The sequence below is a fragment of the Streptomyces zagrosensis genome, assembly GCF_014203645.1.
GTDB lineage: Bacteria > Actinomycetota > Actinomycetes > Streptomycetales > Streptomycetaceae > Streptomyces > Streptomyces zagrosensis.
Genome location: NZ_JACHJL010000003.1, coordinates 339,813 through 352,420, shown reverse-complemented (window position 1 = coordinate 352,420; position 12,608 = coordinate 339,813). Strand labels below are relative to the sequence as shown.

At 70.7% G+C, this 12,608-nt stretch carries 10 protein-coding genes; 5 read left to right on the top strand and 5 right to left on the bottom strand.

Translation table 11 applies throughout. From position 1 onward, the window contains the following. Window positions 1-197: 197 nt before the first annotated feature. Together FHS42_RS08405 and FHS42_RS08400 are read left to right on the top strand one after the other, a co-directional pair. Complete coding sequence (locus FHS42_RS08405) at window positions 198-782, top strand: RNA polymerase sigma factor (RefSeq protein WP_184570420.1); 585 nt, start codon at window positions 198-200, stop codon at window positions 780-782. Continuing rightward, window positions 779-2,371 (top strand): immediate early protein, encoded by a 1,593-nt coding sequence (locus tag FHS42_RS08400; protein WP_184570418.1) that lies wholly within the window; start codon window positions 779-781, stop codon window positions 2,369-2,371. Before FHS42_RS08405 ends, FHS42_RS08400 begins: the two co-directional genes overlap by 4 nt. A gap of 3 nt (window positions 2,372-2,374) precedes the next feature. On the opposite strand, the gene purU is transcribed toward FHS42_RS08400, so the two are convergent. Together purU and FHS42_RS08390 are read right to left on the bottom strand one after the other, a co-directional pair. Next, the gene (purU, locus tag FHS42_RS08395) at window positions 2,375-3,295 is read right to left on the bottom strand and encodes a formyltetrahydrofolate deformylase (RefSeq protein WP_184570416.1); all 921 of its coding nucleotides are present in this window, start codon (window positions 3,293-3,295) and stop codon (window positions 2,375-2,377) included. A gap of 192 nt (window positions 3,296-3,487) precedes the next feature. Beyond that, a complete protein-coding gene (locus FHS42_RS08390; RefSeq protein WP_184570414.1) occupies window positions 3,488-4,129 on the bottom strand; it encodes a TetR/AcrR family transcriptional regulator in 642 nt (213 codons plus the stop codon). A 112-nt stretch (window positions 4,130-4,241) separates the two neighbouring features. On the opposite strand from FHS42_RS08390, the gene FHS42_RS08385 reads away from it, so the two are divergent. Further along, the gene (locus tag FHS42_RS08385) at window positions 4,242-5,273 is read left to right on the top strand and encodes a GNAT family N-acetyltransferase (RefSeq protein WP_246494376.1); all 1,032 of its coding nucleotides are present in this window, start codon (window positions 4,242-4,244) and stop codon (window positions 5,271-5,273) included. Window positions 5,274-5,347: 74 nt separating this feature from the next. Here FHS42_RS08385 and FHS42_RS08380 read toward each other — a convergent pair whose 3' ends face one another. After that, window positions 5,348-5,848, bottom strand: a complete 501-nt coding sequence (locus FHS42_RS08380; RefSeq protein WP_184570762.1) for an SCO4402 family protein — start codon at window positions 5,846-5,848, stop codon at window positions 5,348-5,350. A 117-nt stretch (window positions 5,849-5,965) separates the two neighbouring features. Between FHS42_RS08380 and FHS42_RS08375 the strand changes: the two genes are divergently transcribed. Further along, entirely contained in the window at window positions 5,966-7,354 is a 1,389-nt protein-coding gene (locus FHS42_RS08375; RefSeq protein WP_184570412.1) for an ABC transporter substrate-binding protein, read from the top strand. 197 nt (window positions 7,355-7,551) lie between these two features. Here the strand turns inward: FHS42_RS08375 and FHS42_RS08370 are convergent, their stop codons facing one another. Both FHS42_RS08370 and FHS42_RS08365 read right to left on the bottom strand, forming a co-directional pair. After that, window positions 7,552-9,780 (bottom strand): hypothetical protein, encoded by a 2,229-nt coding sequence (locus FHS42_RS08370; protein WP_246494375.1) that lies wholly within the window; start codon window positions 9,778-9,780, stop codon window positions 7,552-7,554. 287 nt (window positions 9,781-10,067) lie between these two features. Further along, window positions 10,068-11,456: an NsdA family TPR-like regulatory protein gene (locus FHS42_RS08365; RefSeq protein ID WP_184570410.1), complete on the bottom strand. Its 1,389-nt coding sequence runs from the start codon at window positions 11,454-11,456 to the stop codon at window positions 10,068-10,070. Window positions 11,457-11,787: 331 nt separating this feature from the next. On the opposite strand from FHS42_RS08365, the gene FHS42_RS08360 reads away from it, so the two are divergent. Continuing rightward, complete coding sequence (locus FHS42_RS08360) at window positions 11,788-12,447, top strand: bifunctional DNA primase/polymerase (RefSeq protein WP_246494374.1); 660 nt, start codon at window positions 11,788-11,790, stop codon at window positions 12,445-12,447. Window positions 12,448-12,608 lie beyond the last annotated feature (161 nt).

The following is a 12,608-nucleotide window of genomic DNA, read 5'->3' as shown; positions in this document are numbered from 1 at the left end:
CATCGACACATTCGGACGCGAACGACCGGTATCGATCAGCGGTTTCTGGCCCAAAGTAATCGGCCTTATACCACCCGCAACCACTCACAGAGTGGACCTTGCCTCAAATACGGGTCCAGTGTCAGCACCCCGGACTACATTCAGGGGGACGGTGGGCACACGACCGGAACAAGAATCGGGGATGTTGGGGGGCCTGTATGACGCACGAAGCACCGCCTCGCTGGGACCGCAAGATGCAACAGCGGCTGGCCCACGGGGAAGAGGCTGCGCTCGGTGAGCTGTACGACCGCTTCGCGTCACTCGTGCACCACCTCGCGTACCGCGTCCTTGGCGAGGAGGAGGCGGCCGACCGGATCACCCGCGATGTCTTCGCGTATATCTGGGAGAACCCGGACGCCTTCGACCCCAGACAAGGCCCGCTGCGTTCGTGGATCGCCGGGCTCACCCACCGGCAGGCCGTCCACCGGCTGCGCCAGTCCAAGGCCGTGACCAGCGATGGACCCCACGGGGGCGGTATGTCAGAGGACGACGAACGAACGATTTTCAGCGCCTCCGCCGCCGCCCGTGCGGACTACATCGTGACCGCCATGCCGGCCCCGCTGCGCGACGCGCTCGAACTCGCCTACCGCGAGCGACGCGACTACCGGCAGGCCGCCATCGCGCTGGGCGTCACCGAGGACGAAGCAAGGCGACGGCTTCGGCTCGGGCTGCAACTGCTCTCCACAGCGCACGACGTTCCCGCCCGCGCCGTCCCACCGCCCAGTTACGGACGGACGCGATGAGCGGGCCGGGGGAGCCGGGCCGCCTTGGCCCCGACGACAACAATGAGCCCGGTCCCGCCAGGCGTCCCCGCATACCGTCGCCGCGCGCTCCCGCCGAGGACGGCGGCCAGTGGCCGGGCCGGGCGTCCACCAGGCGGCGCGAGGCACCGGGTCCGCCTGGCGCGCCCCTCACACCGGGCGAAACGGGCACGTCGGACGGGACGGCGAGAGCGGATACCGAGATACCCCATGCGGAGATCGAGGCAGATGCCGAACCCCCTACGAAAACCGGAGCCGGGGCACCTGCGCCAGCAAGCGCGGAGGGCGACGCAGTGAGTGCGCAGACGGGTCCGGAGCGGGCGGGCTCCGACGCGCGGTCCGGATCGCCGGCCCCGATGAACAGCGCCCCCTCCCACGGGGTGCTCAAGTCGCTACTCGGCGCGTGGGCGCTGGCCGCCTGCTCGCATGATGAGACCGCCACGGTCGAGTACCACCTCAGCAGGTGCCCCACGTGTGCCGAGGAAGCGGTGCGGTTGCGCAGGGCGGTCGGCCTGCTGCATGCCGAGGAGAACCTCGACCTCAACCCCATGCTCAGGTCCCGCGTGCTCGCGGGTTGCCTCGGGCGCCGCCCCGCGCGCATCCCGGTACCCGAATGGGCCGCGCCTTACGATGCGGAAGCCGCCCGGCTGGACGCGCTGCTGCGCGACATGGGCGAGGCGGAGTGGCGCGCGCCGGTGCAGTTGCGCTGGTTCGACGGCGAGCGGGCCCGCGTGCGCGTCACCACGGTCGCCGGGGTCATCGGCCATCTGCTGGCCGTGGATGGCATGGTCGCCACCGCCATCGGACTGCCCGACCCACTTGGCGCCGGCGCACTCAAGGACTCCATGTCCCGCACCGAGGCGTACTGGCGCGATGAGTCCGCGCACCTTGCCCGCCTCGCCCGGCACGGTGACCAGCCACACGGCACCCGGCCGCCGCGCCCCACGACACGGCCGGCTCTGTCCAGGCCCGGGGAGCCGGCGCGGGCCGGGCCGCCGGCGGATGCGATCCGCGTGCCCTGGCGCGAGCAGGGACACGCACTGATACGGACGGTGTCGTTCGCCGACCGCGGCATCTCTCAACTCTCGGTTCCTTACGGCGAGTTCGCGCTGCCGTTGCGTGACTCGTTCCTGGACCGTGCCTTGGAGTGCTGGGTACACGCCGGGGACATCGCGGATGCGGTGCACTATCCATACGACCCGCCGGCCGCCGCCCATCTGAACCTGATGCTCGATTTGTGCGCGCGGCTGCTGCCTCGTGCGCTCGCCGAACGCCGGCAGGCCGGACTCGCGAGTCCGCCGCGCCACTTCGGGCAGGAGGGAGTGCCGAACCGCACGCTGCATCTGGAGATCGAGGGGCACGGCGGCGGCCACTGGTACATCGCGCTCGACTCACCCACCGCGTCCGCGTCCGCCGAGGAACAGGTGGCGCACATCGCACTGGATCGGGAGGCTTTCTACCAGTTGGTCGCCGGCCATGTGCCACCGCTCGACGCGGCGGTCGGGCAACTCGGCGACCGTGAGGCGATCCGCGATGTTCTCTACGCGACGGCTTCGCTCTCCCGGCTGTGAGGGCTACCCGAAGACCACGGTCCGGCGCCCGTTGAGCAGCACGCGGCGCTCGCTGTGCCACTTCACCGCACGGGCCAGCGCCTGGCACTCCACATCGCGGCCCACGGCCACGAGCTGGTCCGGTGTGACCTCATGGCCGACCCGCTCGACCTCCTGCTCGATGATCGGTCCCTCATCGAGGTCGGCCGTCACATAGTGCGCCGTCGCACCGATCAGCTTCACGCCCCGCGCGTGCGCCTGGTGGTACGGCTTGGCGCCCTTGAAGCTCGGCAGGAACGAGTGGTGGATGTTGATGATTCGTCCGGAGAGCTGCTTGCACAGATCGTCGGAGAGCACCTGCATATATCGGGCGAGCACCACGAGTTCGACACCCTCCGCGCGCACCAGCTCCAGGAGCTGGGCCTCCGCCGCGGACTTGGTGTCCTTGGTCACCGGAATGTGGTGGAAGGCAACCCCGTACGACTCGACCAGCTCGGCGAAATCCGGGTGATTGGAGACCACGGCCGCGATCTCCACCGGCAGCGCGCCGATGCGGCAGCGGAACAGCAGATCGTTCAGGCAGTGCCCGAACCGGCTCACCATCAGCACCACGCGCATCTTCTCGTCGGCCCGGTGGAGCTGCCAGTCCATGGCGAAGGAGTCCCCCACCGCGGCGAAGCTCGCCCGTAGCTTCTCCAGGGTGACCGGCGTCTCGGGGCGCGGGCTCGGGCCGCTTGGGCGGTCCCGGTGTCCGCCGGTGAAGTGGACCCGCATGAAGAAGAGGCCCGTGTCACCGTCGCCGAACTGCTGGCTGTCCTCGATGTTGCAGCCGGTCATGAAGAGGAAGCTGGACACGGCGTGCACGATGCCCTGTTTGTCGGGACACGACAGCGTGAGCACGAACTGCTGGGGGGCGGGCGGCGGTGCGGGGTGCGAGTCGTTCATAGCCCAAGAGCGTCGCACACCCCACCGGCCACTCAGACCGCCTACGTGAGCCCCCGGGCCCCGGGCCCCCGTCTGCACCCCGTCTGCATGGCCTGCGTAGCCCGTACAGCCGGCACAGCTGGCACAGCCGGTGTGCCTGGCTGACTGGCACAGCCGGCACGAGTAGCCAGCCAGCCGGCCGGCCCGGCCGCCTTAAGGCCGTACACCGCTGTCAGGGCCCGGTCGGCTGCCACCGTCGGGCCGGTGCAGCGCGGTCGAGACGAGGAAGTCGTCGAGCATGGCGATCTGTACGTCGTGGGAGAAACGGTCGGGGTCGAAGAGGGCCTGGACGACGAGTCCGTGGGTGAAGGCGACGGCGGTGGCGGCAAGTTGGTCCGGGTCGGCGGCTGCGGGGAGCTCGCCAAGGTCGCGTGCGGCTTCGAGGTGCGGGCGGATCGTCGCGCGCAGCCGGGTATAGCGGTCGGCCTGCTCCGTGGCCAGTCCGTCATCGGCGAGGGAAAGGTCCCAGGAGCTGACCCAGACGCGATTGCGGGCGGTGTCGCCCGGGGTCAGCGGCAGGATGTCCAGGAGCATGGCGCGCACGGTGGCGAGACCCGCGGCGGGACGCACGCGCCGGGGTCGCTCCGCGGTGCGCTTTTCCAGCAGGTCCAAGGCGTGCGTGAGCAGGGCCCGTTTGGTCGGGAAGTAGTGCATGAGCATCCCGGTCGAGACCCCCATCGCAGCGGCGACGGCACGCAGCGTCAGTCCGCCGAACCCCTTGTCGGCGAGTACCTGCCACACCGCCTCGGATACGTCCTCGCGGCGGGCTTCACGGTCTCCGGGTGCGGGCGGCATACTGCCAGCTTACGTACCGAACACTTGTTACGCACAGCGCACCCAGCGCAGAGAACCCAGAGAACCCCACACAGCCCCATAGCCCCACACAAGCCCACAGAACGAGGTCCCCATGTTCACCCTGTCGCTCGGCGACCATGCCCAACTCCGCCCTCTGGAGCCCTGGCAGGCCAAGGAGTTCCTCGCCCATATCGACCGCGCCCGGGTCGTTGTGGACCCGTGGATACCCTGGGCGACGTACAGCACCGACCTCGACTCGGCCACGGCCACCCTCCAGCGCTACGCCGACCGGCTGGCCCAGGACACCGGCCGGGTGTACGGGATCTGGCTGGACGGCACGCTGGTCGGCGGCGCCATGTTCACCCGCTTCGACAGCGTCTCCGGGGTGTGCGAGATCGGTTGCTGGCTGGAGCAGGCCGGGGAGGGGCGGGGCCTGGTGACCCAGGCCTGCCGAGTGTTGATCGACTGGGCCTTTCGGATACGCGGGATGAGCCGCGCCGAATGGTGGGTCGCGGCGGGCAACACCCGCAGCATCGCCGTCGCGCGCCGACTGGGCATGACCCGCGACGGCGTGCTGCGACAGCATTCTTCGTACCGAGGCGCGCGGCATGACAGCGAGATCTGGTCGGTCCTTTCCGAAGAATGGCCGCCTCTCGGGGAGGTGTCCGGGGCCGGCGTCCAGGCCGAGCTCGATCGGCTGATGGGCGTGTTCGTCGGCGCCTTCACCAACACCGGCAACAGCCGGCCGGACCTCGGGGTCATCCGCGACGTGTTCATTCCGCAGGGGAGGATCATCGCGAACGTCGGGGACGAGCCCGTGATCTACGACCTCGACGCTTTCATCGAGCCCCGGCAGCGGATGCTCACCGATGGGACGCTGACGGAGTTCAGGGAGTGGGAGGTCGCCGAGCGGACCGAGATCTTCGGCTCGATCGCGCACCGGTTCAGCGAATACCGCAAGTCCGGCTTCCACCACGGCGAGTGGTTCGAGGGCTCGGGCCACAAGACCACCCAGTTCGTCCGCACTCCGGCCGGGTGGAGGATGTCCTCACTGGCCTGGGACGACGCACCCGCCACCGCTATCAGCACCAGCACTGCCACCGCCACCAGCACCAGCACCAGCACCAGCACCAGCACCGAATGACAGCTTTAGCCTTCGCCTCGGGACGGCGGGCAGGAGCAGGAGGGTTTTGAGCCGCTCGGTCAGCAGCCAGCCACTCAGACGGCCTGCGTCAGCAGCGTCAGCGCCTGGAGCGAGCGCGGTGGTGCGTCCGGCTCGTCACCGTCGTTGGTGGCGAGCCGGACGTGTGCCTCCCGCGCGGCTCGTACCGCCTCCGGCCAACCGTGGTGCTCCATGTACGCCGAGACGGGCGCGTCCGCCCCGACCTGGTGCATGATCCGCAGCACCCGCAGCACGGCGACATCGACCATCGCCGCCTCCTGCGAGTCGCGGAAGATCGTTCCGACGTACTTCTCGGCGGACCAGTTATCCAGCCAGGTGTCCTCGACCAGCCGGTAGACGGCATCGGTCACATCTCCGTATCCATCCTGGCCCGCGAGCCAGCAGTCCCGCTGGAACGCGGGGTCGGAGAGCATGTGCAGCGCTGAGCGCACGTTGCTGCGCCAGCGCCACCACGGCATGTCAGTGAGCGGCATAGCGCCCATGGTGGTCGAGCGGCGGCTGCGACGGGAAGTCTTCTCCGAACCTTGCACAGTAATCGATCGTACGTTCCGGACCGGGCCTCTCACACACACCCCCGTAATTCACCTTGAATACACTGCTCGTTTTCACCACAACACTCGCGCGTTCCGGGCGAGGCGCAAGGGTCTTTGTCCATGAACGGTCGGCGACGTCCCTTCCCTCGTCCCTCCAATACCGCACTCGTGGCGGCGTGCGCGGCGGCCGGCGCGCTGCTGGTCAGCGGGTGCGGCTCGCTCCCAGGGTCCTCGGGGGGTTCCCGGGATCAGCCCATCACCGTCATGACCTGGGCCCCCAATGAGACCAAAGCAACCAATATGCCGGGGATGCCGGCAATGGCGCAGGCTTACGCCCGCTGGGTCAACGACAACGGCGGCATCCACGGGCGCCCACTGCGCGTCCTCACCTGCAACGAGCGCAACGACTCGATCACCGCCTCCCACTGCGCGCAGCGCGCCGCCGACGAGAAGGCCGTGGCCGTCGTCGGCTCGTACAGCCAGCACGGCCGCTCCTTCATGCCTCCGCTCGAAGTCATGGGCATCCCATACATAGGCGGCTACGGGCTCTCCGAAGAGGAGTTCACGAGCCCCTTCTCGTATCCGGTCAACGGCGGTCAGGCGACCCTCCTTGCCGGCAACGGGCGCCAGTTGGCGAGCGTGTGCAACCAGGTGGCGCTGGTACGCCCCGACACCATCGCCGGCGACGCGCTGCCTGAACTCCTCGATGCCGGGCTGGTCGAGAGCCACCGCGAGCCGGCCACCGATGTCCGTGCCCCGGAGGACGCCAGCGACTACACCCGGCAGGCCCAGGAGGCGCTGACCGGAGCAGGCGCGGCCGAGGACAGCCTGGCAGCGGGGCCGAGCGCCGGCACTGGCACCGGTGCCGGCACCGGCACCGGCACGAGTACCGGCACGGGGACCAGGACCAGTACGGCGAGCGGCAACAGCGCATCGTGCGTGACCGCCGCGCTCGAAAAGCGGACCAACACCTTCTTCGACTCCTTCCGCCGCGTGCAGAAGGACAACTCGCAGGTGCGGATCGCCTCCATCCTGGGCAGTGTGCAGCAGTCCCTCGTGGACAGCACAGGCGGCCGAAACAGCGCCTTGGAGGGCACGTACGCCACCGGCTGGTACCCGGTGGCTGACGACCCGAGTTGGGAACCGATGCGCAAGGTCGTCAAGGACTACGCCTTCGACGACAACCGCATCGACCTCGCCGACCCCGGCGCGCAGACCACGTGGATCGCGTACACGGTGCTCAAGTCCGTTCTCACCTCGCTCGACCCGGGCGACATCAGCGCCCGCGCGGTGCGCACCGCGCTCGATCGCGGCCACTCGACCGACACCGGCGGTCTGACCCCCAAGCTCCGTTGGCGCTACGAGGATCTGCTGCCGATCCGCGACTACCCGCGGATCGTGAACGCCAATGTCACCTATCAGGTGGTACGGGACGGCAAGTTGGTGGCGGTTCGGCAGGGATTCGTCGATGTGGCCCAGACCTTGGTCAAGCGCAAGGACACGGCGTAACGCCAGCCGCACAGCCCCGCAGCTCCGCACAGCCCCGCAGCCCCGCAGCCCCGCAGCCCGAGCAACGCGCCGAGACCAGGTCGCGCCACCCGCGCCCGGCCGGGTCCCGTTCCCCGGGCTGCGGCTCCCGGCCGGCCTCGCACACGGTCGGCCCGCACCTGGGCGCGGCACCTTCGCCTCCGTAGGCTTGGCGTGCCCTAGAGCTGCTCGGCCCTGCGCTCCGCAAGCGTGTACTTCCGCGCGATCGGATTCCACAGCTCCGCCGCCTGCTTCTTGGCCGCGCTCGCCTCGCCACTGGCCCGGTTGCCCGAGGCCGTGTGCCCGGTGTTGTGGGCCTTGCCCTTGTGGCAACCCTTCTTCTTGCTGGCCTCATCGGCCCACGCCGCGTAATGCGCGTCGGCCGACGCGGACGACTTCCACGCCTTGGTCAACGCCTGGGTGAGTTCCGCGTGCTGGGGGAGCTTGTCCACGGAGATCTGCCCCAGCCGGGTCACCAGGGCATTGCGCTGGCGCGCCGCCGCCCGCAGATCGCGCGCCGCCGTGGGCAATGCCTTGCAGGACCTGATGTTGTTCACCGAGGCGATCACGGACGCACGGCTGCTGTTGCTGTCCTTGAGCAGCCCATCGAGCGCCTTCGCCTGCGGCTCGGCCGGGTCGGGCGCCTTGGTCGGTTGCTTCGATGGCGCCGGAGAGTCACTCGCCACCACATCCTTGTCCGACTTGCTCGACTCGTCCTCACCATCCTTCTTGTCGTCGCCGCCCAGGCTGATCGCGGCACCCGCCGCGAGGCCAGCCACGACACAGGCCGCGACGACGGCGCCGATGACCACCCCGCGCCGGGAGCGCCGGCGCCCACCGCCGCCGTCACCGGCCGTGCCCTGCGGCTCGTAGCCGGCAGTCGGCGGCCCCTGGCCGAAGGAAGGCTGCGGCCCCTGGCCGAAGGAGGGTTGCGGCCCCTGGCCGAAGGAGGGCTGCTGGCCCTGGCCGTACGAGCCGGGCGGCGGATACGGGCCCTGCTGCGCGGGCTGCGGGCCGGGGGCGCCGTCGTTGTACAGCGGCAACTGCTGTGTCGAGTCCGGGGATTCGGCCCTCTCATCCGAGCGGAACAGGCTGTCGAACTCCGCCGGAGGTGGCCGCTCGCCCGGTGTCCCGGGGCGCACGGCGTACTGCGCTCCACCCTGGTGCTGCGGCTGCCCCGCGGCAGCCGAGGGGATCGGGCCAGGCAGTACCTGGGTCTCATCGCCCGTCCCCGGGCCCGCCGGCGGCGGGCCGTCCCCGAAGTCCGGCATGCGCAGCATCGTGGTGGACTCGGCAGGCGACTCGGGCCGCTTGCGCAGCTCGGGCTGCGGCTGCCGCTGCCCCGACTGTGGCTCCTGGGGCTCCTGGGGCTGCTGGTACGGCTGCTGCCCGTGCTGCTGTCCGTACTGCTGTCCGTACTGTGCTGGTTGCTGCTGTTGATCGGGAGCCGGCGGCTGCGGACGCAGGATCTGGGTATGCGCCGCCCCTTGAGAGGGGGGCTGCTGCTGCGGCCGGAGGATGTGGGTGTGCCCCTGCTCGTGCGAGGGCGCCGGCGGCTGGGCGCGGAGGATCTGTGTGTGCGGCTGTGCTTCGGGCTGCCGATACGGAGCCGGCTGCTCCGCTTGTGGTTGGTAGGAGCCCAACGGGTCGGGCTGCCCCGGATATCCGGCCGACTGGTCGGCGGGGAACTGATCGGGGTGGGGCTGCTGAGGCGGGTACTGGCCCGACTGCTCGGGCCACTGCTGGTCCGGGGCCGGCGGGGCGTGGTGGGGCGGGTAGGCCGATGCCTGATCGGGCTGCGGATACCCGGGCGCCGGGCCGGGGTGCGGGTACTCCGGGTGGCGCGGCGACTGGGCCTGCTGGTGGGCGGGCTGCTGGCCGTGCTGGCCCTGCTGATGGGCTTGTTGCTGGCCCTGGTGCGGCTGGAGATAAGGGAAGGGCTGGCCCTCGGCGGGCAGCGGCAGGCCCTGCGCGCCGTATCCCGCTCCGGGGGGCGCTTCGGGTCTGGAGAAAGGCACCCCCTCGGCGGGCAGCGGCAGCGCACCCGCGGGTGCGCTGCCATCGGGCATGCCCCCGCTGGGCATCGGCCCGGGCATCGGGCCCGCGCCGCCCGGCATGGGCGCACCCGGTATCGGCCCACCGACCGGCGGCATGAGCTGCGTCGCCTCCGCATCGCGACCGGCGTCCTGGCCGTACCCGGCGGGCGGCAGCGCCTGGCCCGGCACGGGCTCTGCGGGCATCATCATCTGGGTCGGCTCCCCGGGGGCGCCGGGCGGCGGGCCCTGCGGCGGGCGGGCCACGTCGGGACCCCAAGGGTCGCCCCACGGCTGCCCTTCCGCCGGGGCGGCCTGCTCGGCCGCCCACGGGTCGCCCTGCGCGCCACCATGCCGGAGGCCAGCGGAGGGCATGACCACACCCTCATGCGCGGGCGGGGCCGCAGGGGGCTGCGGCTCATTTCCCTGTCCGCTCTGCGTCACCGGGACTCCTATGAGATATACGGAAGTACGGAACCGCCCGTCACGCTACCGGGTCTCCGCGCGGCCCGGGCCACGGCAAGGCCCATCCCCGCAGAGCCACCGCAGCCCCGGCCCCCGTACGCCGCCGCACACCACCCCATCGCCCTCCCCCATCGCCCTTCCCCACCACCCCGCCCACCGCGGGCAGGCGGGGTGTCAACCGTTCGCTCGCCGGGCCGCTACGCCGCCGCCACCTCAAGCCGGGCGCTGAACTCCCGCACCACCGGCGCGTCCCGGAAGGGTTCAAGCCGCTGCTGGAAGTCGTCCAGATACTCCGTGCCCCGGTTGGTGCGCAGCCCGCTCAGGATCTCCACGGCGCGGGTCCCGGTGTGGCACGCCTCCTCCACCTCGCGCTGCTGCACTTGCGCCGCGGCCAGCAGCAGCAGGCCGATGGCGCGCCGCCTGCCGCGGGTCTCGGGATGCCCGTCGATGGCCTCCCGGGCGTGCTGCGCGGCCACCTCTCCCTGGCCTAGATCCCGGTGGCAGTGGGCGAGTTCATCGGCGAGGTAGGCGTGGTCGAAGTGGTGAATCCACACCGGGTCGTCACCGGAGTCGGGGGTGTCAGCGGCCCGTTCCAGGGCCGTGACCGCATGGTCCGCCGACGTCTGGCAGGCCCTGGTGTCGCCGAGTAGCGCGTGCCCGCGGGCCTCGGCCGCGTGGAACATCGCGCAAGCGCGCGGCGTGACCTGCCCCCGCGCGCCCTCCTGTGCCGCCCGCGCGAGCTGTGCGATCTCCCGCGGGTTGCCCAGCGCGGCGGCGAGATGGCTCATGCTCGCGGCCAGCACGTACCCGCCGTAACCTCGGTCTCCGGCGGCCTGCGCCAACCGCAGCGCCTGGATGTAATAACGCTGGGCGAGCCCCGGTTGGCCCGTGTCAACGGCCATGTAGCCGGCGAGTTCGGTGAGCCGGGCGACGGCGGCGAACAGGTCACGGCCAACGGATTCGCGGTAGGAACCGGCGAGCAACCCGGACACCACACTGTTCAGATAGTGGACAACGACCGGGCGCACATGGCCGCTGCCGTACCGATGGTCGAGTTCGACCAGGGCCTCCGTGGTCGCCGCCACGGCCGCCACGTCGGCCGCGCCGACGCGAGCGCCCGCCGTGCGCGCGACCTGCGGGTCGGCGCTGGTGATCAGCCAGTCCCGGCTCGGTTCGACCAGCGCGGAAGCGGCGACCGTCGAACCGCTCAGGAAGTCCCGCCGGCCCACATCGCTGCGCCACAACTCGCAGACCTGTTCGATGGCGCCAAGGACGGTGGGCGAGAACTGGAGGCCCACGCCGGAGGCCAGATTCTTCCCGTTGGCCATGCCGATCTCGTCGATGGTCACCGTGCGCCCCAGCTTGCGGCCCAGCGCCTCGGCGACGATGGCCGGGGCCCGGCCGCGCGGCTGCTGGCCACGGAGCCAGCGGGCCACGGACGTCTTGTCGTAGCGCAGGTCGAGGCCGTGCTCGGCGCCACACATATTGACCCGGCGCGCCAAGCCGGCGTTGGAACAGCCTGCTTCCTGAATAAGCGCTTGCAACCGTTCGTTCGGCTGCCGCGCTACGAGCGGCCTAGCGGCCATGCTGTACCCCCAGTTACTGCGATGCGTTCATCGGCGAACGCCGGTCCTTCGTGATCTTCGCTCCGCGCAAATGCGGGAAATGCGACACTTGCCCGCATTAGTCCACCGCGGCGGCTGCCGGACCCCCATGTCCTGCGCACCTTCGCGGTCACCGGGCACCGGAGCGCGCCCGTCACGCAAGGTGGTTACCCGCACACGGCCCCACTCCTCGTACGCGCCCCCACCCATGCATCGATGCGCCCCGCGTGCCGTAGCGATGTTCCCCTTCTCGGCTTCGGCCTGGCCGTAACCCTTGGTGACAGGGCGAGTTGTGTTCAACGTGAAGGAGACCTTGGACGTCACAGCAAGTGCGCAAATCCCTCGGCAGTGTGATGAACCGCTGCTCGACGCGGCAGTACGGTATGCGGAAGAGCGTCATTGGGATGTTCACCCCGGTACCTGGCTTGAGGCGGTACAAGGGGGCGAACAGTGCTCGTGCCAGCGGCCCGACTGCCCGGCCCCTGGGGCGCATCCGGTACGGGCCGACTGGGCGAGTCAGGCCACCGGCAGCGCCGTCGCCGCACGGCGTCTGTGGAGCAAGACCCCGCGGGCCTCGATCCTGCTTCCCACCGGGCGCAGCTTCGATGCGATCGAAGTGTCCGAGTCGGCGGGTTGCTTGGCGCTCGCCCGGATGGAACGCATGACCGTACCGCTCGGCCCCATCACCTGCACACCAGCCCGGCGGATGCTCTTTTGGGTGCTGCCTGGCGGTGCGCAGAAGATGCCGGACCTGGTGCGCAAGGTCGGCTGGCCATCCGCGGCACTGGACCTGATCCCGCGCGGCGAGGGTGACTACGTGGTGGCGCCGCCGTCGCGCATCGGCCTGCAAGGCTCGGTGCTGTGGGCCCGCCAGCCCACCATGGCCAATCGCTGGTTGCCGGACGCGGAGGAACTGGTGAGCGCCCTGGCGTACGCGTCCGGACGCGAGGCCGCAACGTCCAGACAGCGCTAGGCCGCGCCCCGCTACGGCTCGCCCGCACCTGGACGCGCTGACGCTGCGGCTCGCCTCGGATGGTGCTCGCCCCGCTGATGGGCGGGGTGTTCCTCTTCGACAGGTCCTCTTCAGCAGGTCAGGGCCTACGTCGCCGCGCACGCCCGGGCCCCAGTCGGCCC